21 protein-coding genes are annotated in these 20,364 nt (G+C 57.2%); 16 read left to right on the top strand and 5 right to left on the bottom strand.

What is annotated here, in order from left to right:
- Positions 1-111 precede the first annotated feature (111 nt).
- From rnpA to HMPREF2971_RS00535, 7 genes are all read left to right on the top strand, one after another.
- Positions 112-477 carry a ribonuclease P protein component gene (gene rnpA / locus HMPREF2971_RS00565; protein ID WP_070643793.1) on the top strand — a complete coding sequence of 122 codons (366 nt, stop codon included), beginning with the start codon at positions 112-114 and terminating at the stop codon, positions 475-477.
- Positions 474-947 (top strand): membrane protein insertion efficiency factor YidD, encoded by a 474-nt coding sequence (gene yidD / locus HMPREF2971_RS00560; protein ID WP_005504090.1) that lies wholly within the window; start codon positions 474-476, stop codon positions 945-947. Before rnpA ends, yidD begins: the two co-directional genes overlap by 4 nt.
- Before the next feature lie 51 nt (positions 948-998).
- Positions 999-1,988 (top strand): membrane protein insertase YidC, encoded by a 990-nt coding sequence (gene yidC / locus HMPREF2971_RS00555; RefSeq protein ID WP_012904383.1) that lies wholly within the window; start codon positions 999-1,001, stop codon positions 1,986-1,988.
- Positions 1,989-2,099: 111 nt separating this feature from the next.
- Positions 2,100-2,666 carry a Jag family protein gene (locus tag HMPREF2971_RS00550; RefSeq protein ID WP_049349950.1) on the top strand — a complete coding sequence of 189 codons (567 nt, stop codon included), beginning with the start codon at positions 2,100-2,102 and terminating at the stop codon, positions 2,664-2,666.
- 1 nt (position 2,667) lies between these two features.
- The gene (gene rsmG / locus HMPREF2971_RS00545; protein ID WP_083314064.1) at positions 2,668-3,309 is read left to right on the top strand and encodes a 16S rRNA (guanine(527)-N(7))-methyltransferase RsmG; all 642 of its coding nucleotides are present in this window, start codon (positions 2,668-2,670) and stop codon (positions 3,307-3,309) included.
- 458 nt (positions 3,310-3,767) lie between these two features.
- The gene (locus HMPREF2971_RS00540) at positions 3,768-4,610 is read left to right on the top strand and encodes a ParA family protein (protein WP_049349949.1); all 843 of its coding nucleotides are present in this window, start codon (positions 3,768-3,770) and stop codon (positions 4,608-4,610) included.
- 236 nt (positions 4,611-4,846) lie between these two features.
- Positions 4,847-6,145 carry a ParB/RepB/Spo0J family partition protein gene (locus HMPREF2971_RS00535; RefSeq protein WP_070690580.1) on the top strand — a complete coding sequence of 433 codons (1,299 nt, stop codon included), beginning with the start codon at positions 4,847-4,849 and terminating at the stop codon, positions 6,143-6,145.
- A 112-nt stretch (positions 6,146-6,257) separates the two neighbouring features.
- On the opposite strand, the gene trxA is transcribed toward HMPREF2971_RS00535, so the two are convergent.
- The 5 genes from trxA to HMPREF2971_RS00510 all read right to left on the bottom strand — a co-directional run bounded on the left by trxA (position 6,258) and on the right by HMPREF2971_RS00510 (position 11,540).
- Positions 6,258-6,584 carry a thioredoxin gene (trxA, locus tag HMPREF2971_RS00530; protein ID WP_049347266.1) on the bottom strand — a complete coding sequence of 109 codons (327 nt, stop codon included), beginning with the start codon at positions 6,582-6,584 and terminating at the stop codon, positions 6,258-6,260.
- A 53-nt stretch (positions 6,585-6,637) separates the two neighbouring features.
- Complete coding sequence (trxB, locus tag HMPREF2971_RS00525) at positions 6,638-7,672, bottom strand: thioredoxin-disulfide reductase (protein WP_049341938.1); 1,035 nt, start codon at positions 7,670-7,672, stop codon at positions 6,638-6,640.
- Positions 7,673-7,918: 246 nt separating this feature from the next.
- A complete protein-coding gene (locus tag HMPREF2971_RS00520) occupies positions 7,919-9,109 on the bottom strand; it encodes a serine/threonine protein kinase (protein ID WP_239662259.1) in 1,191 nt (396 codons plus the stop codon).
- Between the two features lie 196 nt (positions 9,110-9,305).
- A complete protein-coding gene (gene murJ, locus HMPREF2971_RS00515; RefSeq protein ID WP_005508025.1) occupies positions 9,306-10,970 on the bottom strand; it encodes a murein biosynthesis integral membrane protein MurJ in 1,665 nt (554 codons plus the stop codon).
- Positions 10,971-11,036: 66 nt separating this feature from the next.
- Positions 11,037-11,540: an NUDIX hydrolase gene (locus tag HMPREF2971_RS00510; protein WP_005504058.1), complete on the bottom strand. Its 504-nt coding sequence runs from the start codon at positions 11,538-11,540 to the stop codon at positions 11,037-11,039.
- A gap of 129 nt (positions 11,541-11,669) precedes the next feature.
- Between HMPREF2971_RS00510 and HMPREF2971_RS00505 the strand changes: the two genes are divergently transcribed.
- The 9 genes from HMPREF2971_RS00505 (at position 11,670) to dnaB (ending at position 20,018) form a co-directional block, all read left to right on the top strand.
- Complete coding sequence (locus HMPREF2971_RS00505) at positions 11,670-13,094, top strand: CCA tRNA nucleotidyltransferase (protein WP_070690578.1); 1,425 nt, start codon at positions 11,670-11,672, stop codon at positions 13,092-13,094.
- A gap of 190 nt (positions 13,095-13,284) precedes the next feature.
- Entirely contained in the window at positions 13,285-13,590 is a 306-nt protein-coding gene (gene rpsF / locus HMPREF2971_RS00500; protein ID WP_005504056.1) for a 30S ribosomal protein S6, read from the top strand.
- Between the two features lie 95 nt (positions 13,591-13,685).
- Positions 13,686-14,318, top strand: a complete 633-nt coding sequence (locus HMPREF2971_RS00495) for a single-stranded DNA-binding protein (RefSeq protein ID WP_005504055.1) — start codon at positions 13,686-13,688, stop codon at positions 14,316-14,318.
- Between the two features lie 83 nt (positions 14,319-14,401).
- Complete coding sequence (rpsR, locus tag HMPREF2971_RS00490) at positions 14,402-14,638, top strand: 30S ribosomal protein S18 (RefSeq protein WP_004005948.1); 237 nt, start codon at positions 14,402-14,404, stop codon at positions 14,636-14,638.
- Positions 14,639-14,658: 20 nt separating this feature from the next.
- The gene (gene rplI, locus HMPREF2971_RS00485; protein ID WP_005504050.1) at positions 14,659-15,111 is read left to right on the top strand and encodes a 50S ribosomal protein L9; all 453 of its coding nucleotides are present in this window, start codon (positions 14,659-14,661) and stop codon (positions 15,109-15,111) included.
- 353 nt (positions 15,112-15,464) lie between these two features.
- Positions 15,465-15,770 carry a hypothetical protein gene (locus tag HMPREF2971_RS00480; RefSeq protein ID WP_044142258.1) on the top strand — a complete coding sequence of 102 codons (306 nt, stop codon included), beginning with the start codon at positions 15,465-15,467 and terminating at the stop codon, positions 15,768-15,770.
- 645 nt (positions 15,771-16,415) lie between these two features.
- Positions 16,416-17,222 (top strand): class I SAM-dependent methyltransferase, encoded by an 807-nt coding sequence (locus HMPREF2971_RS00475; protein WP_070690575.1) that lies wholly within the window; start codon positions 16,416-16,418, stop codon positions 17,220-17,222.
- A 291-nt stretch (positions 17,223-17,513) separates the two neighbouring features.
- Positions 17,514-18,557: a glycosyltransferase gene (locus HMPREF2971_RS00470; RefSeq protein ID WP_239665176.1), complete on the top strand. Its 1,044-nt coding sequence runs from the start codon at positions 17,514-17,516 to the stop codon at positions 18,555-18,557.
- Positions 18,558-18,662: 105 nt separating this feature from the next.
- Positions 18,663-20,018, top strand: a complete 1,356-nt coding sequence (dnaB, locus tag HMPREF2971_RS00465; RefSeq protein ID WP_049326737.1) for a replicative DNA helicase — start codon at positions 18,663-18,665, stop codon at positions 20,016-20,018.
- The last annotated feature ends 346 nt before the right edge of the window (positions 20,019-20,364 follow it).

Raw genomic sequence — 20,364 nt, 5'->3', positions numbered from 1 at the left:
CCCCCGCCGATGCACACGCATCGGCGGGCGAACTATCATTAAGCGTGAAATACACGCGGAGGTCAGCTCATCACATGAGCCGAATCTCCCACACTACGTAAAGGGGAACACGTGCTGCCTCAACGGCACCGTATGCGCACCAGCGCTGAATTCTCCCACGCCTTCCGTTCCGGCATCCGTACAGGACGTCGGAACATCGTTGTATCTACGGCGAAAAATCCTGGAAAAACAACCCAGGTAGGTTTCATTGTGTCGAAGGCGGTGGGCAACGCAGTCACACGCAACCTGGTCAAGCGCCGGTTGCGTGAACTTGCCGCGCTCACCTGCGCCGCGCATCCGGAAGGCTACGCCATTGCTGTGCGAGCGCTTCCCGCCTCCGCGAGCGCCAGCTGGGATCAGCTGCGCCGCGACTACGAATCAGCACTCGAGACCGCGTTCGCTAAGCTCGACCTGCATCAGAGCAAGGAGAAGCCGTGAGTCGTTCCCAGCGTGACCGCTGTGAAGAACGCTTCCACGCGCATCACAGCGGCACCTATAGCGCATCTGCCGAGACTCTGGGCCCCGACGAGCTGCTGGCACTAGCACCTAACGAATTCGTGAGGCCTGAAACTTTCCTGCAGGCTCTCTACGTTCTACCGCAGAACCTACTGATCGCGTGCATGAAGGCCTACCGCAAGGTCGTATCCCCCCTCTACGGGGATGTGTGCCGCTACTACCCGACCTGCTCAGCCTACGCTCTGGAGGCGCTGACCACCCACGGTGCGATGGGCGGGCTTTCCCTGACGGTGCGCCGTATTCTGCGGTGTGTTCCCTGGGCGACCGGAGGTATCGACCCAGTCCCGGAGGGGAAGCGTACTTTCGCTCCCGGAGCAGAACCGAAAATTATTCTGCTCAACCACCCCCATCTTTACACCCCTCACACCGGTGGTGACGCCCGCCCTGAGTAGGCGGCGCCTCCCACACAATGACTTAGCCGAGTCCTTAAGGAGTATTCCCGCGTGAATATTTTTGATTTGATTCTTTGGCCGTTTAAATGGATCGTCTCCGTGGTCCTGTGGCTGTTCCACACTCTTTTCACCTCGCTGGGCATGGACCCGGCTTCCGGTCTGACTTGGGTTCTGTGCATTATCTTCCTGACCCTGGTGATGCGTACCCTGACCATTCCGCTGTTCGTCAAGCAGATTAAGGCTATGCGCGGTATGACCGCGATGCAGGGCGATATGGCGAAGCTGCAGGAGAAGTACAAGGGTAAGAAGGACCAGCTCTCCCGCCAGGCTATGGCTCAGGAGCAGATGGAAATGTACCGTAAGCACGGTACGAACCCCTTCGCCTCCTGCCTGCCGATTCTGGCGCAGATGCCGATCTTCTTCGGTCTGTACCAGGTGCTGATGAGCGTGCCCACCGCAGCGCAGAATAACCAGGGCGTGCTCATGCTGCCGGCTGAGCTAGTGCATCAGTTCAACGACTCCCAGATTTTCGGTGCTCAGCTCTTCGCGACCATGATGCACCCGGGGGCTGGCGACGCCACCGCGACCGTTGTTCAGGCGGTCATCATGATTGTTCTGATGAGCGCCACCCAGTTCTACATCCAGAAGCAGCTGAGCGTGAAGAACATGTCGGAGGCTGCTCTGAACTCTCCGATGTTCCGTCAGCAGCAGATGATTATGTACATCTTCCCGATCATCTTCGCTGTTTCCGGTATTAACTTCCCCCTTGGTGTGCTGTACTACTGGACCGTCTCGAACCTCTGGTCGCTGGGTCAGCAGTGGTGGGTTATCCGCAACAACCCGACCCCCGGTTCCCAGGCGGAGCGTGAGCTGAACGCCCGCCGTGCGGCGAAGGGCCTGCCCCCGGTGGGTAAGACCCGCGAGCAGCACGAGAAGGACCTGCAGGAGGCGCGTGAGCGTGCCGCAGCCGGTCAGCGCCAGCAGCCGGTGAGTAAGAAGCGCCAGAAGCAGCAGCGCAATAAGCAGAACGGAAAGAAGTAGTTTTCTTCCGTGATTCGGGCCGGGTTCTCGCCACGTGTGGCGCGGGCCCGGCGCCGTGTATGAGATACTTTTTACCCCTAGGACACCCCTCCGAACACCCCGAGGATTATTGTGACTGAAGCTATGGAATATGAGGACGAGCAGCTCGTTGAGGAGCAGCTGGTAGAGGAGCCCCTTGAGGGCGAAGAAGACGATTTTGAGGACATCGACGAGGAAGGCGATATCGCCGCTGACTACCTCGAAGAACTCCTCGATATTGTCGATATGGACGGCGACATTGATATTGAGGTGCGCAATAACCGCATCTACCTGTCGGTCGTCAATGACGATGATGACAATGAGGAACTGCGCCACCTGGTTGGCCGCCACGGTGAGGTTCTGGAGGCTCTGCAGGAGCTGGTGCGCCTCTCCGTCCTGGCTGGTAACGGCACCCGTTCCCGCCTGATTCTGGACATTGCTGGCTACCGTGCTGAGCGTCGTGAGCAGCTGGAGAAGATTGCTGCTGACGCGATTGAGAAGGTGCGCACTACCGGTCGCGATGAGCACATGAAGCCGTTGAGCCCGTATGAGCGTAAGGTCGTGCACGATGTGGTGGCTGCCGCCGGCCTATACAGCGAGTCGGAGGGTGAGGGTCCGCGCCGTCACGTCGTGATTTCTCTTCCCGAGGTAGGAGCCTAGTATGGAGACTTCGATGGTTGCTCTCAATGAGAGCGAGCGTGCCGCAGCGGAGGCTGTGTTCGGTGAGCGTCTGCCTTTGGCGGAGCGCTACGTGCAGCACTTGGCGACGACCGGTATTGAGCGTGGCCTGATCGGTCCGCGTGAGGTTCCGCGCCTGTGGGCTCGCCACGTGCTGAACTGTGCCGTAGTACAGGAATACATTGCGCCGAACGCGTCGGTGGCTGATGTTGGCTCTGGTGCCGGTCTGCCCGGTCTGTGCCTGGCGATTGCCCGCCCGGATTTGAAGCTGACCCTGATTGAGCCTCTGGAGCGCCGCGTGATTTGGCTGAATGAGGTTGTTGAGGATCTGGGCCTGGATAACGTGACCGTGCTGCGCTCGCGTGCTGAGCAGGCTGTGGGTGCCGTGGAGGCCGATGTGGTGACTGCGCGTGCTGTGTCCGCTCTGGTGGGCCTGCTGGACATTACTCTGCCGATTCTGCGCGGCACCGGTGAGCTGCTGGCTCTGAAGGGTCGTAGCGCCGCGGAGGAGATTACTAATGCGAAGAAGAAGCTGAACCGTTACGGTGCGCGTGAGACCGAGATTCTCACCGCCGGCGGCGATCTGCTTGAAGAGCCGACGACGGTGGTTCGAGTTCGCCTCTAAAGGTTTCGTCCTGAATGGGCGGTACCGCAATGAGCTAGTGAATAGGCTGGCTTACGCGGTACCGCCCATTTTTTGTGTGCAGGTTTGCCGGGGTGCGTTGAGTGTTCGCATCCGCAGAGTACATAGAATGACCTCTCGCGTGGAGTATTGACCTGATGCCGGGTACCCTTAAGAGAGGGTGAAACCTTAGACTCTTCTACATCAAAGCCTGCTGGTTCACTAGGGGGTCCCGAGTCCTTCACGAACCACTCAGGCACCACCAATGTTTCACGTGAAACATTGCAGACTTCATCACCTCGCGGAGTATGTTTCACGTGAAACATGTCGGGAATGAGTAGTGGCAGGGGAGTAGGGGAGTAGACCCGCCTCGCGCACAAATACCGCAGAGTATTGCCACGCGCGAGGCACCAGACGAAGCATCACCGTAGACACACCACCCGGAATATGGAAGGCACCCGATGACTCCTCAAGCTCAGAAATCTGTTGCAGATTTACTCCCCAAGCCTGTGCATACGCGTGTCTTCACCGTGTCGAACCAGAAGGGTGGCGTGGGTAAAACCAGTACCGCCGTGAACCTCGCAGCCGCGCTCGCGGAGGCTGGACTGAACGTCCTGGTTATCGATAACGACCCGCAGGGTAACGCCTCGACCGCACTGGGCATTGAGCACGGCGTGGATGTTCCCAGCGTCTACAACGTCCTGATTGAGGATAAGCCGCTTTCTGAAATTGTTCAGGAATGCCCCGATATGCCCGGCCTGTTCTGTGCCCCCGCCAATATCGACCTTGCAGGCGCGGAGATTGAACTGGTCTCCCTGGTGGCACGCGAGACTCGCCTCAAGAATGCCCTAATGGATTACACCGAATGGCGCGAGAAGCAGGGTATGGAGCGCCTAGACTATGTCTTCATCGACTGCCCGCCGAGCCTCGGCCTGCTGACTGTCAATGCCTTCGTTGCGGCAGAAGAGATTCTGATTCCGATTCAGTGCGAGTACTATGCGCTGGAAGGTCTGAGCCAGCTGCTGAAGAATATTCAGATGATTCAGAAGCACCTGAACTCTAAGTTGCGCATCAGCACGATTCTGCTGACCATGTACGATGCTCGTACCAACCTGGCGTTCCAGGTGGCGGAGGAGGTGCGTGAGCACTTCCCGGAGGAGACTCTGAGTGTGAAGATTCCTCGCTCGGTGCGTATCTCTGAAGCTCCCAGCTACCAGCAGACCGTCATCACCTACGATTCTTCGTCGACCGGTGCTCGCGCCTACCGCGAGGCGGCACAGGAGCTCTCGCGCCGATCCGCATAATCTAAATCTTTTGAAATGAGCCCTTTTGAATTGTCTATTGATGATTCAAAAGGGCTCATTGTGTGCGGTATTTTCCGGGTAAAATCCTCAAAAACAGCCTCATTGCGTTAATTTTTAAGAATAGTGCGGATCGTGTGCCGCATAGTTTTTACTCCTGCTTTCGGGTGCTTATTTCGTTTACACTAGATGAAGAAGAAAAAATGAGCGGGCTCGTCCGGGAGTCCTAAGGAGTAACGATGGCTGAAAAGCGACGCGGCTTGGGTCGTGGCCTGGGGGCACTGATTCCCCAGAGTACGAAGAATTCTGGTAATGCTGAGGCGAAGGCATCCGAAAAGACTGCTGCAGCAAAGACTGCACCCAAGAAGATTTCTGCTCCGATTGAAGAGCCGATAACTGACGGCCTCTTTGAAATGGCTCACGAGGCCAAGCCGGAGAAGCACCGCAAGAGCACTAAGACCGAGGCTGTAGAAGCTAAGCCTGCTGACTCTGCACCCGCTCAGGAAAAGCCTGCTCCCGCTGAGAAGGTAGAGGAAAAGGTGGAAGCCCCCACCTCCTCGCAGGATGTTTCACGTGAAACATCGAAGAAGAAGTCCCGTGTGGACATGGGTGCGGCGCTTCGCAACACCACCCTGACTCGCCGCCCGGTGGACTTTTTCTTTGGTGAAGATGTCTCCACCCCGCAGTCTGCATCTGAAGAACAGAACGGCCTGGTTCCGGTTCCCGGTGCCCAGTTTGCCGAGCTGAATGTTCGCGATATCCATCCGAACCGTAAGCAGCCCCGAACCGATTTTGATGAGCAGGACATGGAGGAGCTCATCCACTCGGTGCGTGAGATTGGTGTTCTGCAGCCGATCGTCGTGCGTCCCTCGCGCGAAAACGGCACCGAAAAGTATGAGCTGGTCATGGGTGAGCGCCGCTGGCGTGCAACCCAGGCGGCTGGACTGACCACCATCCCGGCGATTGTTCGTGAGACCGAAGATGGCGATCTTCTCCGTGATGCCCTGCTGGAGAACCTGCACCGCAGTCAGCTGAACCCCATTGAAGAGGCGGCGGCGTACCAGCAGCTCATGGAGGAGTTCGACACTACTCAGGAGCAGTTGGCTAAGCGCATTGGTCGTTCTCGCCCCCAGATTTCGAATACGATTCGTCTGCTGAAGCTGCCGGCTCTGGTGCAGCGTCGCGTTGCGGCGGGTATTCTCTCCGCGGGTCACGCGCGCGCCCTGCTGGCTCTGACGGACCAGGCTCAGATTGAGACTCTTGCACAGAAGATTGTGAATGAGGGACTGTCGGTTCGCGCAACTGAGGAGCTGGTGAACCATGCATCCGGCGCTGCGGAGGTGAAGGAGCGCAAGGCTCCTCAGCCTCAGAAGCACCGTGAGCGCCTGGATTATATTGCGGAGGCTTTTGCTGACAAGCTCGATACTTCGGTGAAGATTTCGCTGGGTGCTCGCAAGGGTAAGATGACCATCGAATTTGCGAATGTTGAGGATCTGAACCGCATTATCCGCGTTTTGGACTCTGATTTCTCGGGCTAAATTTTCGCGTAAAACAATATTTAGCAACTGAAATCAGTTGTATATATAAAAAACTCTCGGTGATGTTTCACGTGAAACATCACCGAGAGTTTTTCTTTAGCTTCTCGAAAGATTAGCCCAGGTGCTCGGAGAACTCGGACAGTAGAGCAGGCTTCGTCTTAGCGCCTACGGTCTTCTTGACGACCTCGCCACCCTTGAAAAGGTAGATGGCGGGAATAGAGGTGATGCCGTACTTCATGGCGGTATCGCCACTTGCTTCAACATCCACCTTGACCACGTCGACCTGACCGGCGTACTCGCCAGCGATCTCGTCAATCACGGGACCAACCATGCGGCAGGGGCCGCACCATTCAGCCCAGAAGTCCACGATAACGGGCTTGTCGTTCTTCAGAACCAGTTCGTCAAAAGTGGCATCAGTTGCCTGCTGTGCACTGCTCATGGAGTGCTCCTTTCTGACACGGGGTGGATTCCCCTGCGAGTAATACGAATAGTTTAGAGGTTTTCGAGGTAGTGCTGCGCGTCCAGAGCGGCAACAGCACCGGAACCGGCAGCAATAATTGCCTGGCGGTAGGTCGGGTCAATCACGTCACCGGCAGCGAAAACGCCGGGAACGGAAGTCTTCGAGGAACGACCCTGAACCGCGATGGTGTGGTTCTCGGTAATCTCCAGCTGGTCACGTACCAGTTCCACGCGAGGATCGGAGCCAATAGCGATGAACAGACCCTGAACAGCCAGCTGGCGCTCAGAACCGTCCTTGGTGTTGGTCAGGGTGATCGACTCGAGGTTGCTCTCGCCGTGAACGGCGGTGACAGCCGAGTCCCAGACAACCTCAATCTTCGGGTTGTTGAACACGCGGGTCTGCATGATTTCCGAAGCGCGGAAAGAATCGCGGCGGTGCACCAGGTACACCTTGGATGCGAAGGTCGTCAGGAACAGTGCCTCCTCCAGCGCGGAGTCGCCACCGCCGACCACTGCGATTTCCTTGTCCTTGAAGAAGAAGCCATCGCAGGTTGCGCACCAGGAGACGCCGTAACCGGAGAGTCGGTCTTCGCCCTCGATGTTGAGCTTACGGACCTGAGAACCGGTGGTCATGATGACGGTCTTTGCCAGGTGAACGGCGCCGTCAGCGGTGTAGACCTTCTTCACGTCGCCGGTGAGTTCAACCTTCTCTACGTCCTGGTAGCGGATGTCAGTGCCGAAACGCTCAGCCTGCTGACCGATGTTCTCCATCAGCTCGGGGCCCTGGATGCCCTGAATGAATCCGGGGAAGTTCTCGACCTCGGTGGTGTTCATGAGGGAGCCGCCGGGCGCCAGGGAGCTGGCGAAGAGGACAGGCTTCAACTCGGCGCGTGCCGCGTAGATTGCCGCGGTGTAACCAGCGGGGCCGGAGCCCACAATAATGACGTTGTGGACGGTTGCGTCGGCCTCAACCTCGGCTGCCGGTGCCGCCTTGGTGGCGGGTGCGGAAGCGAGGTTCAGATTGCCCAGGGCGGAGCCTCCGAAGAGGCCTCCCAGATTCTCAGTCATCAGATATATCTTTCCGTTGTAGGTCTTTCGTTCTGCCCCTATAACAGGGCTTTATCCTCGATTATTCCATTTTTGGGGGACCCTTATCCAGATACTCCGCGCACTGTGAATCTTTGAGTAGCCACCCTGCCATAAAGAGTCATAAATAGACATCAAAAAGGGCGGGGCTTCCGAACTGTTGAGTTCAGAAGCCCCGCCCTTGTGTCTGGGGCGTGAGCGCACTGTCGGCGTCGCGTTATGGGTTGATTAGTCCACCTTGATTTCGTTGATGCGCAGACCGTAATTCCACGTTCCAATCGGCAGGGAGAGGCGGGGCAGCTCGTTGACCACGATGATCACGTAGGCACCCTTTTCTGCGCTCTGCTTGGAGGTGTCCAGGGTGACGACTGCATCCTTGCCTTCGAAGGTGCCCTTGCCGACCTCAACCGCACCGTCCAGGGATGCAGAGCTGTTGGTGTAGACGGTGAAGGAGCCGCCGGTGCCGGTGTTCTGCTGGATGGTCAGCTTGGAGACGACGGTGGGGGTCTGCAACTTCAGTGCCAGGCCGAATTCCTTGATGGTGCCGGCGTAGTTGGCGGTGCCGAAGCCGTAGCTGATCCATGCGGTGTTGGCGTTACCGTCGGTCAGGTTCGGGATGAGGGTGTCCATGTCGTTCATGAACGTGGGGTTCGAGGGCACGAAGCGAGCCACGGACGCGATCTTCGCCGGTGCGTTCGATGCCTTAGCGGTCGGGGATGCCGATGCGCTGGCGTTTGCCGCAGCCGATTCGGAGGCGGAGATAGAGGACTTGGGGGTGTGCGGTGCGGCTGCCTGGTTGGAGCCGATTGCGCCCAGGGAGGTGAGGATACCGCCTGCGACGATGACGAGCAGCAGGACTGCTGCGAGGGCGACTGCCCAGGTGCCGCGGCTGCCGTCTTCTTCGTCTTCGTCATCTTCGTAGATGCTGGTGGGTTCGGAGTATGCGGTGACGGCTGCGCTGTCGGATGCGTTCCAGTTCTTGGCGGCGGTGATGCTCTCCTGGTTGGCGCTGGAAGCAGAGACCTTCTCATAGGTGTTGGGGGAGCTGCTGCTTTCGGAGTCGCCGAAGATTTCGGTGCCCAGTGCGTCTTCTGCGTTGGAGAGTGCGTGGTTTTCGACCAGCAGGGTGTCCAGCAGGGTGTCGGGGCGGGTGTGGGAGGTGACGAGGTAGCGGCTGCCTTCGGGGGTGATGCCCAGGTCGAGGATCTGGATGTTGCCGCGTGCGTTGGTTGCGAGCGCGCGGGAGTTTGCTTCCAGCAGTGCGCTGCGGCTGGGCGATGCGACGACGACCGAGACCTTACGGTTGAGAATCTGGTCGGTGCCTTCAAGCACCATGTCGGATTCTGCCGTAATGATGATGTGTGCGGTGATCTCGTAGCGGCCTCCGAGGACCGATCCGACCGGAATCTGTTGCGACAACGTGTTCTCCCGAGGTGGTTTCATAGTGCCTGCCGTGTGGCGGGCCCTGACTATTAGATTCTACCCGGCATTGAAGGATGCTGGGGTTGAGTGATAGTTTGTGGCGTCCGGGTGGCTGCCTGTGCCTTCTGCGGGCCCCGGCGTGGGGTGCGGTGGGTGCACGGGCAGCTACCCGGGTTGGGCGTTGTGTGCTGCTTTAGCGGCGGGCAAAACGCTCAAGTTTGGAGGTGAGGGGTGCCAGTAGTGCGTTGGCTTCCTTGACGCGGAAGATCTGTATGCCGGCAAGGTATGCCAGTCCCATGACGGTGCCGCATACGGCGAGGGTGATGATTGCGGTGAGCTTGGAGGCCCAGGCGAATCCGTCGAGCTGGTAGCCGCCGAGCAGCCAGAGCGCAATGGCTGCGATTCCGCCGGCGAAGAGGGATGCGAGGGTGGTGCGGGCGTAGGTGCTGACGATGCCGCGCTGGCCGTAGTAGCCGAGGCGGCGGCGGACCATGTGGTGGCTGATGAACAGGATCAGGATATTGTGCACCGGGTAGATGAAGGCGAGCATGTACACGGTGTACTGTGCGTCGAGCAGGGATGCTGCGAAGCTCATGATGACCATGATGATGGCGGAGTACACCTGGATGCGGAAGGGGGTGCGTGCGTCTTCGCGGGCGTAGAGCACGCGGCTGTAGAGGTAGTTGATGGTGAGGGTGGGGGTGCCGAGCGCGGTGATGACGATGAGCTTGGCGATGATGGTTGCTGCGATGGGGTCGCCGCCGCTGAAGAGTACAGCGACGGGGCCTGCGAGTACCATGAGTGCGACCATGCAGAAGACGGTGGCTACGGCTGCGTTGCGCAGGCCGTGGGAGAGTGCGTAGATGACGCTGTCGCTGTCGTCGGCGATGGCGGAGGCGCTCATGCGGTTGAAGAGCACGGTGGCGATGGAGATGCCGATGACGCCGTGTGGGAGCATGTACAGCATGGAGGCGTAGTTGAGTGCCTGCAGGCCGGGGATTTGGATGCCGAGGGCGGCGTAGTGTTCGCGCTGACCGACGATGCCTGCGGCGACCTTGGTCATGTAGAGGAATGCGAGGTTGGAGATGATGCCGGAGGCGAGGGTCCAGGCGGCGAGCTTGGAAGCTGCGCGCAGGCCGATGCCTCGCCACGCGAAGTCGGGCTTGAGGCGCAGGCCGAGCTTGCGTAGGGGGATGAACAGGACGAGTGCCTGCATGATGACGCCGAAGGTGGAGGAGCCTGCGAGCACGAGGGTCTGTGCGTTGGTCCAGTTGTCTACGGTGTGAATCGGGTTGGGGTTGGGGGTTTGTGCGCCGAAGAGGAAGATGAACAGGATCAGCGACAGGATGGTGATGACGTTGTTGAGTACGGGCGACCACATGTAGGCGCCGAATGCGTCTTTGGCGTTGAGGACCTGTCCGATGACGGTGTAGAGGCCGTAGAAGAAGATTTGGGGTAGGCACCAGAGGGAGAAGATGAAGCCGAGCTGCCGTTGTTCGGGGCTCCATCCTGAGCCCATGATGCTGATGATGGGCCAGGCGCAGGCGACGGTGATGAGGGTGATGAGGCCGATTGCGGTGACGGTGAGGGTGACGAGTTTGGAGATATATCGTGCGCCGCCGTCTTGTGCTTTGGCCGCCTTGATGATTTGGGGTACGAGGACTGCGTTGAACACGCCGCCTGCTACGAGGACGTAGATGAGGTTGGGTAGGGTGTTGGCGGTTTCGAAGACGTCGCCGACGGTTGAGAGTGAGCCGATGGCTACGGTGAGCAGGATGGTCTTGACGAATCCGAGGATGCGCGAGACGAGGGTGCCTGCTGCCATGATTGCGCTTGAGCGGGCGTCGTTACGTGCCACGTATGTCTCTCCTGTGTCGGCGGATGATTGCTTCTTTTAGTTTTTGGGGCTCTATTTAACGGGTGTTTAGAGCTGGGTGGTGATGTATTCGCGCGCGCTACGGGCGATGTGTTGCTCGTTGGCGAATGAGAGGCGGGTGGGGAGCTCTTCGAGGGGGACCCATGCGACGTCGATTGCTTCGTGGTCGGGGTCGTTGTCGATGCTGAGTTCTCCGCCGGTTGCTGCGAAGAGGTAGTGGTGCACGGTTTTGTGGATGCGCGTGCCGTTGGAGGTGAACCAGTAGGCGATGGTGCCGAGGGAGGCTACGGGGTAGCCGGTGATTCCGGTTTCTTCGCTGATTTCGCGTTGTGCGGCTTCGACGGTGGTTTCGCCGTGTTCGATGTGGCCTTTGGGTAGGCACCATTCGCGTTGTCCGTTGCGGTTGATGCGGGCGATGATGGCTACGGGTAGCTGTTCGGGTCGGTCAAAGTCGATGATGAGCCCGCCTGCAGAGACTTCTTCGGGGGCGGGTACCGCTCGCGCGGGCGCGGTGAAGCGCGTTTTGGGTGCGCGGGGTACGGGAATGCTCATGGTTCTACCTTAACCGATATGTGAGGGTTTGTGTGTCTCGGTTTTGGGTGAGATAGCTGTCTCTTTGGTGTGGGTGTTGTGGGGGTGGGGTGGGCGTGCTGGGGGTTTTTCTGGCACGATTAAAGGATTATGTCGCTGATTATTGATGTTGTGTCGAAGTACCCGGATGCCGCCGAGCTGGGAGAACTGTACCGTGCGGCGGGTTTTGAGCTGTACTTGGTGGGCGGTATTGTCCGCGACAATCTGCTGGATGATGGCGGCCATTTCACTGATTTTGATTTGACGACGGATGCTACTCCGGAGCAGAGCGAGCAGATTTTGCGTGCGTGGGGTGAACACACGTGGGATATCGGTAAGGAGTACGGCACGATTAGTGCGCGTAAGAACGGCGTGGTGTATGAGGTGACCACGTACCGTGCTGAGGTGTATGTTTCGGATTCGCGTAAGCCGACGGTTGAATTCGGCACGGATTTGAGCGCCGATTTGGTGCGTCGTGATTTCACGATTAATGCGATGGCGGCGGCTTTGCCCAGTGGTGAGGTTGTTGACTTGTTTGGTGGCGTTGAGGATTTGCGTGCGGGTGTTTTGCGTACTCCGCGCTCGCCGCAGGAGTCTTTTTCTGAGGATCCGCTGCGTATGATGCGTGCGGCTCGTTTTGCTGCGCGTTTTAATCTTGAGGTTGCCCCGGAGGTTTTCGAGGCGATGCGCGAGATGGCTGGCCGTATTGAGATTATTTCGGCTGAGCGTGTGCGTGATGAGCTGGTGAAGCTGATTGAGGCGGATTATCCGCGGGTGGGTTTGAACCTGCTGGTGGATACGGGTCTGGCGGATTATGTGTTGCCGGAGCTTCCTGCGTTGCGTATGGAGATGGATCCTGCGCATCACCATAAGGATGTGTATGCGCATTCGTTGAAGGTGATGGAGCAGGCGATGGAGAAGGAGACGGACGAGGATGGTCCGTGTCCGGCTCCTGATTTTATTCTGCGTTTTGCGGCGTTGATGCACGATATTGGTAAGCCGAAGACTCGTAAGTTTGAGAAGGACGGCTCCGTCTCGTTCCTGCACCACGAGGTGGTGGGCGCGAAGATGGTGAAGAAGCGTATGCGTGCGCTGCGTTTTGATAATGACACGATTAAGGCTGTGGCTCGTCTGGTGGAGCTGCATATGCGATTCTATGGTTACCGTGAGTCGGGTTGGACTGATTCTGCGGTGCGCCGTTATGTGCGTGATGCGGGCGATCAGCTGGAGCGTCTGCATCGTGTGTCGCGTTCTGATGTGACGACTCGTAATCGTCGTCTGTCGCGCTCGCTGGCTGAGGCGTATGACGATTTGGAGCGTCGTATTGCTGAGTTGGCTGCTCAGGAGGAGCTGGATTCGATTCGTCCGGATCTGGATGGCGGTCAGATTATGCAGATTCTTGGTATTGCGCCGGGCCCGGTGGTGGGCGAGGCGTATAAGTTCTTGTTGAATTTGCGTCTGGATGAGGGTTCGCTTCCTGAGGAAGAGGCGAAGGCTCGTCTTCTGCAGTGGTGGGAGCAGCGTCGGGAGGCGTAGCTTCTGCGGTTTTCGGTACTGCATCGCATGGTTGAGGTCACGCGGTGCGGTACTGTTCTATCTGCTTTTTCTCGTGTATTGTTAAGAAATCTATGCGTGTTCCCCGCCCGGTGTGTTTCACGTGTAGGGCACAATGAATCTCCTGCTATGGAAATCCCATAGCCGTTTAGCCCAAAGGAGGGGTTTAATCATGCGTGCATATGAACTGATGGTTATCCTCAGCCCCGAGGTTGAGGACCGTGCGGTTGAGCCGTCGCTGTCCAAGTTCCTCGAGATCGTGACCAACGAGGGTGGTTCCGTCGACAACGTCGACATCTGGGGCCGTCGTCGCCTGGCATACGAGATCCAGAAGAAGTCTGAGGGTATCTACGCAGTGGTGAACTTCACCTCTACCCCCGAGACCGCAGCTGAGCTCGATCGTGTTCTGAACCTGAACGAGTCCGTCATGCGTACCAAGATCATCCGCCCGGAGGATCAGAAGATCTCCAGCAAGTAGTTGTTTCTTGCCGGTCGGCTGACCCCCTAAAAATGTCAGGGGGTTGCGCTGTACTGGATTCAACATACTTGTAACTCTTATCGAGGAGGCATCAAATGGCAGGCGATACCGTTATTACCGTTATTGGTAATCTGACTGGCGATCCGGAGCTTCGTTACACCCCTGCGGGTGCGGCGGTTGCTAATTTCACGATCGCATCGACTCCGCGTACTTTTAACCGCCAGACGAACCAGTGGGAGGATGGGGAGACCCTGTTCCTGCGTGCGTCGGTGTGGCGTGGTTACGCTGAGAATGTTGCAGAGACTCTGAAGAAGGGTACTCAGGTTATCGCGCAGGGCCGTCTGAAGTCTCGCTCGTACGAGACCAAGGAAGGCGAGCGTCGTACTTCGTTTGAGCTTGAGGTCGAGGAGATCGGCCCGACTCTGCGTTTTGCTACTGCTCAGGTGACTCGCGCACAGCGTTCTGCCGGAGGTAATAACTTCGGCGGCGGTGCGCAGGGTGGCTTTGGCGGTGGCGCTGGGTACAACGCTGCTGCTCAGGGCGGTTTCTCCGCTCCTCAGCAGAACAATTTTGCCGCTGCTCAGGGTAATGGTTACTCTGGCCAGTCTGGCTACTCCGCTCCGGCTGCTCCGGCGGCCCCCGCAGCTCCTGCTGCTGATCCGTGGAGTTCTCAGTCTGGTGGTAACTATGACTGGGGTAGCGGCGCCGACGACGAACCTCCGTTCTAAGCCGGTTTCGTTTTCCGAATAGTAATTTATCAATCCATCCCGCGGTTATCCGCCGCGGGCTCCCAACTCTAAGGAGCACCACGATGGCTAAGGCTGAAATCCGTAAGCCCAAACCCAAGCAGAACCCCCTTAAGGCTGCTGACGTCACCGTTATCGACTACAAGGACGTCGCACTTCTGCGCAAGTTCATCTCCGACCGCGGCAAGATCCGCGCTCGCCGCGTGACTGGCGTGACCGTTCAGGAGCAGCGCAAGATCGCTCAGGCTATTAAGAACGCCCGCGAAGTTGCACTGCTGCCCTACTCCGGCGCTGGCCGCTAAAGAGAAGGAGAGACAGTAACATGGCTAAGATCATTCTGACTCAGGAAGTTTCCGGCCTCGGTGCAGCTGGCGATGTTGTCACCGTTAAGGACGGTTACGCACGTAACTACCTGCTGCCCCGCGGCTTCGCCGTGACCTGGACCCAGGGTGGCGAGAAGCAGGTTGAGTCCATCCGCGCCGCTCGTGCGGCTCGTGCTAAGGCTTCTCTGGAAGAGGCTCAGGCAATTGCTGCGTCCCTGGCTGCTAAGCCGGTTGTCGTTGCACACAAGGCTGGCGCTGACGGCCGCCTGTTCGGTACCGTCAAGGCTGAGGCTATTGCTGAGGCTATTGAGGCTGCTGGCATTGGCTCCGTTGACAAGCGCACCATCCACCTGGGTTCCGCTATCAAGCGCACCGGTGAGTACAAGGTGACTGTCCGCCTGCACGCTGACGTTGTTGCTAACGTTGTCCTGGACGTCGTTGCTGCTGCGTAAGTAGATTTTTAGATATTCGACGCTGGTGCTTTGATGCTGCGGCGTTGAGTGTCGGACGGGGTGTCCCTCTTCGTGAGGGGCACCCCGTTTGCTTTACCCTTTTAGGCACTCTTCGGGGTGCGTTTTAGGTGCAGAAAACCGCGATGTTTCATGTGAAACATCGCGGTTTTTCTCGTTTATCGTGCTGATTGCGTAGATATTCCCGCCCCTTATGTGGGGGATTTTTGAAGGACTACCTCTTTCTGCCTCTATATAGGAAGTGCCTCGAGACTCTCAGGACATCCCAGGCCGGTCTGCACATTCGACATTCTCTGTGCGCCCCGTAGACTAATAGACCCCGTAGACTGGTAGACATGGCTCGATCTTTTTCACGTTTGTCTTCTAGCGCTCAGCTTCTGTCCACAGGTGTGGTGTTGGAGTGCGTCAATTTGCTGCTGTGCGCTCTAGCGGTTATCCCATTTGCGGACGCTAATGTCGCTACTGCTCTTTTGCTTCTTTTGCTGGTGGTTGGCGGCCTTGCATCCAGTGTTGCGCTGGTGTGCGCGCTGGTGGGTCTGGTGAAGTTCCGTCAGTACCGCGTGGCTAATATTTGCTTGGCGGTTATTTCTGTAGTGGCTAACCCGTTGGTGCTGCTGGGTCTGTATATGGCGGCTTATTAGCCCGGTTTAGAGTCCGCAAACTGCACAATATCAAAGCTCTCAGGGTTCTGTTGGTTTTCTCCCAGCTTGTTTCCAGCGAAATTCAATCCTCCCATAAGGTTGGGGGTGTTTACTATAAGTGTTGGTTCGAGAGGACTGCGATGTGAATGTGTGTGTTTCGTGTAGCGGGGTCGCCCGCTAGCGAAAGAAGGATGGCAAGGCAAAAGCGCCTTGCCTTTCTTCTTTTTAACGCGACGTGTAGTTTCCGTGTGAAATCCGGGGTGCCGCACCCCGATTTTGAAGAAAAATCTATTCCCAGCTTTCTTACAGCTTTAACCTACAGGGAATAAAGGTTTACGCGTAATACTTTATATAGATGGTTCGAGAGGACCATCAGAAAGTTGGACTTTCCTTGCGGAAGTGGCTCTGATTTTCGTATGTATGTGTGTGTGATGAGACTGGGGTTGGACCGAGAGGTTCAGCTCCAGTTTCTGTTTAATCTCTAGGGTGTGTGGCAAGGATGGCTGTAGTGGTGTTGCGGCATGCTGTAACAAAGGGCAACCACACTTCTATATAACGTCACATTTCCTTTCTTGGGGTGGCGGGTCTAGAATTGGGAAAGATAAATTTTGCATATTAAATACAAGTATTTAGGAGTTGTCTTCCGTGTCTAAGACCCCTTCCGTTCCCGGTACCGACCGCCCCGCTGAAAAGGCTGCCGGTCACTGGCTTCTGGCTCAGCTGGGCAAAAAGGTTTTGCGCCCCGGCGGCCGCGAGACCACCAACTGGTTGCTGGGTCGCGCTCTGGGTGGCGACATTGACGTCGTGGAGTTTGCGCCGGGCCTGGGTATTACCGCACTGGAGATTGTGAAGCGTTCCCCCAAGAGCTACACCGGTGTGGATCTTGATCCCAAGGCTGCTGAAATTGTGACCGAGCGTATTGGCGCATCGACTAAGCCGAACTACCGTGTGGTGAACGCTAGCGCCCAGGAGACCGGTCTGCCCTCGGAAAGCTACGACGCCGTGGTGGGCGAGGCGATGCTGACCATGCAGACCGATAAGCACAAGCTGGAGATTATGCGTGAGGCGGCTCGTCTGCTGCGTCCGGGGGGCCACTACGCTATTCATGAGATGTCGCTGGTTCCCGATTATCTGCGCCCCGAGTTGAAGGAAGAGATTCAGAAGGATTTGGCGCGCACTATCCGCGTGAATGCCCGCCCGCTGACCGTTGCCGAGTGGACTGCTCTGGCGGAAGAGGCTGGCTTTGAGGTGCTGGATGTGTACCAGACCGATATGGCCCTGCTGGAGCCGAAGCGTCTGCTGGCTGATGAGGGCCCCGCAGGCGTTGCGAAGATTGCGTTCAATCTGGCACGTAAGCCGCAGATTCGTGAGCGTGTGCTGGGTATGCGCGGCGTGTTCCGCCGCCACGCCGACCATATTGGCGCTATTGGCATGATTCTGCGCAAGAAGTAAGAGAAGCGTATACAGCGAAACGGAGCCTTAGTATTCCTCGTTATGCGGTGGAATACTGGGGCTCCGTTTTACGCTGGTGAGGTTATGAGCCGCACAGACTCGGCTCAGTCACGTGTACGCCTGCCGGAGAATGTTATGAGCCGTATTCTTTTCTCGCCTGAAAGCTTCAATATGGGTGAAACCACGCGCTGTATCGAGATAGCGCGTGCAGCTCAGGAGCGAGGCCATACGGTCTTATTCCACGTGTATTCCCCTAAATACCTGGGACTGCTGGAAAACGCGGGGTTGCCCGTGCATCTTCGCGAACCGATTATGAGCGATGCTGAGGCTGAGCAGATTATGGCGCTGGATCAGGGCAGGGGAGTGCGGCACCCTTTTACGACCGGCATGGTGCGTCGAAGGGTTGCCGCTGAGCTTGCGGCTATCCGTGACTTTAGCGCGGATGCTGTGGTGATCGGTTCTAACCTGACGATGTTGCTGTCTGCGCGTATTGCCGGTGTCCCCATTTTCTATGCGCGCCCGTATGCGTACTCGTCGACGTATTTTTCGAAGAAGCCTGCAGCCAGCGAGCTCGCGGCGCCGGGATGGTTGCGGGCTGTGGCGCGGGTGTTTTCGTATAAGCCAGCTTCTTTTACGCGTGTGGCGCGTGAGCATGGGCTCACGCTTCCTCGCCGTACCGTCGATATGCTCAGCGCCGATGTGAACCTTATCTGCTCTCTGTTTACGCAGCTACGCGGGGACTCATTGGTAGAGCCCGACGTTAGTGTGGGTCCTATCTATTACCGCGCGCCCGGTGAGCTACCGCAGATTGTTCTCGAACCGAGAGAGCGGCCACTGGTCTACGTGGGAATGGGTTCCTCAGGGTCTGCAGATATTTTGGCGCAGGTGCTACGGCAGCTGTCAGCTGCTCCGGTGGATGTGCTGGTCGGCGGCGGGGTGCCGCTGCCGGACGCAGAAACCAGCCTACTGGGCGATAACATCCACTTTGCGGGGACCGTTCCGGCTCATCTGCTTGCCGGTCATATTGACGCCTCGATGACCCACGGCGGTGAGGGAACGGTGCAGACGGCGTGCCTGGCGGGTGTACCGTTTGCCGGTATTGCGATGCAGGCGGAGCAAAGCTGGAATATTGAGGAGTGCGTGCGCTACGGTAACGCCCTGCGTTTTACGAAGAATGATGTGCGCCGCGGCAATGTGCGCGATATTCTGGGCCGTCTGCTCAGAGATGAGGGCATGCGCGCTAGGGCGCGGCAGCTGGGTGAGGCAATGCGCACCATGGATGGGGCGGCGCTCGCCGTTGAGAAGATTGAGGATTATCTGCGCGCTGCCCATTAGGCGTGTATATGTTTCGCGTGTGCCTTCGTGAGAAACTAGCATAGGAGTTCTACAGAAATTGTTTCTGGAACGTCGTAGATACCGGATTGAAACGCGAGGATAAGCATGTCTGAAACTGCCATTGATTATGGTTCCCGCACTATGCCTCATGATGATGTGGCTGAGCAGTCGGTGCTCGGTGGCATGCTGCTGTCAAAGGACGCTATTGCGGATGTGGTTGAGAGCCTGCGTGCGTCTGATTTCTATAAGCCGGCGCACGAGACGATTTATGAGGCGATTCTTTCTCTTTACGGTCACGGTAGCCCTGCGGATGCGATTACGGTTGCTGATGAGCTGAAGAAGCGCGGTGAGCTGACTCGTGTGGGCGGCGCGGCCTATATTCATACGCTGATTGCGTCGGTTCCGACTGCTGCTAACGCTCAGTATTACGCTGAGATTGTTAAGGAGCACGCGATTATGCGCCGCCTGATTGAGGCGGGTACGAAGATCGCTCAGCTGGGTTACGCCAATGAGACTGAGGTCGATACTTTGGTGGATCAGGCGCAGGCTGAGATTTATGCGGTGACTGATGGTAACGCGAAGGAAGATTATGTGTCTTTCTCTGAGGCGTTGGAGGAGACCATCAATGAGATTGATGCGAACTCGAACCGCCCCGATGGCGTGTACGGTGTGCCGACTGACTTTATTGAGTTTGATGAGCTGACCGGTGGTCTGCACGGTGGCCAGATGATTGTTATTGCGGCTCGTCCGGGTGTGGGTAAGTCGACTTTGGCTCTTGATATTGCTCGTTCTGCGTCTATTCATCATCAGATGACGACTGTGTTTTTCTCGCTGGAGATGAGTCGTACTGAGTTGGCGATGCGTATTCTCTCTGCGGAGGGCAAGATTTCGATGGGTCGTCTGAAGAAGGGCGACCTGGATACTGAGGGTTGGACGAACTTGGCGACTCTGCAGGGTCGTATTGATTCTGCGCCTCTCTTTATTGATGATTCGCCGAATATGACTCTGATGGAGATTCGCGCGAAGTGCCGTCGCCTCAAGCAGCGTAATGATTTGAAGCTTGTGGTGCTGGACTACCTGCAGCTGATGAGTTCGGGTAAGAAGGTTGAGTCGCGTCAGCAGGAGGTTTCGGAGTTTTCTCGTAGCCTGAAGCTGTTGGCTAAGGAGCTGGATGTTCCGGTGATTGCGCTGTCTCAGCTGAACCGTGGTTCGGAGCAGCGTACTGATAAGCGTCCGATGGTTTCGGATCTGCGTGAGTCGGGTTCTATTGAGCAGGATGCGGATATGGTGATTCTGCTGCATCGTGAGGATATGTATAACCCGGATAGTGAACGCGTGGGTGAGGCGGACATGATTATTGCTAAGCACCGTGGTGGTCCGACTCGTACTATCCCGTTGGCGTTTAGCGGTAAGTATTCGCGCTTCAACAATATGGCGAATGAGGCGCCTCCCCAGTACTAATCAGCTCAGCACTCTGTAGCTGCACCCCTCTTCTTCTATTCATTACAGGATGGAAGGGGAGGGGCTTTTTCGCATCTATAGGTATGGGTACCCAAATGCAGAGTTAGGAATCGTGCAGGGTTAGGAATCAAGCGCAGGGTATGGGAATAGGGGCTGCGGAGGGGGTTCTAGAGGGCATTCTGTGAGGGTTTGAGTGGTTTCTTCTGCGTTTATAAGGTTTTTTGGAAGTTTTTTAAAGATTTTTTAGCACCCATAAAACGCACTGACTAGGTAGTTTGGTGTTTGTGAGGGTGTTTGAGACCCTTTCAAGGTCCTTTTTGTGTCCCACTTCACCCATTTTCGGGTT

The organism is Rothia sp. HMSC066G07 (genome assembly GCF_001814485.1).
Lineage (GTDB): Bacteria > Actinomycetota > Actinomycetes > Actinomycetales > Micrococcaceae > Rothia.
The sequence above is the reverse complement of the archived record's forward strand: the minus strand, read 5'-3'. Positions and strand labels throughout refer to the sequence as shown.

Bases quoted from the DNA above. Each gene is read 5' to 3' on its own strand.
- trxB (WP_049341938.1), bottom strand. From the start codon at position 7,672: ATGACTGAGAATCTGGGAGGCCTCTTCGGAGGCTCCGCCCTGGGCAAT.
- HMPREF2971_RS00535 (WP_070690580.1), top strand. From the start codon at position 4,847: ATGGCTGAAAAGCGACGCGGCTTGGGTCGTGGCCTGGGGGCACTGATT.
- HMPREF2971_RS00480 (WP_044142258.1), top strand. From the start codon at position 15,465: ATGGCTCGATCTTTTTCACGTTTGTCTTCTAGCGCTCAGCTTCTGTCC.
- trxA (WP_049347266.1), bottom strand. From the start codon at position 6,584: ATGAGCAGTGCACAGCAGGCAACTGATGCCACTTTTGACGAACTGGTT.
- dnaB (WP_049326737.1), top strand. From the start codon at position 18,663: ATGTCTGAAACTGCCATTGATTATGGTTCCCGCACTATGCCTCATGAT.
- HMPREF2971_RS00505 (WP_070690578.1), top strand. From the start codon at position 11,670: ATGTCGCTGATTATTGATGTTGTGTCGAAGTACCCGGATGCCGCCGAG.
- rpsF (WP_005504056.1), top strand. From the start codon at position 13,285: ATGCGTGCATATGAACTGATGGTTATCCTCAGCCCCGAGGTTGAGGAC.
- rplI (WP_005504050.1), top strand. From the start codon at position 14,659: ATGGCTAAGATCATTCTGACTCAGGAAGTTTCCGGCCTCGGTGCAGCT.
- HMPREF2971_RS00495 (WP_005504055.1), top strand. From the start codon at position 13,686: ATGGCAGGCGATACCGTTATTACCGTTATTGGTAATCTGACTGGCGAT.
- rsmG (WP_083314064.1), top strand. From the start codon at position 2,668: ATGGAGACTTCGATGGTTGCTCTCAATGAGAGCGAGCGTGCCGCAGCG.
- HMPREF2971_RS00510 (WP_005504058.1), bottom strand. From the start codon at position 11,540: ATGAGCATTCCCGTACCCCGCGCACCCAAAACGCGCTTCACCGCGCCC.
- rpsR (WP_004005948.1), top strand. From the start codon at position 14,402: ATGGCTAAGGCTGAAATCCGTAAGCCCAAACCCAAGCAGAACCCCCTT.
- HMPREF2971_RS00540 (WP_049349949.1), top strand. From the start codon at position 3,768: ATGACTCCTCAAGCTCAGAAATCTGTTGCAGATTTACTCCCCAAGCCT.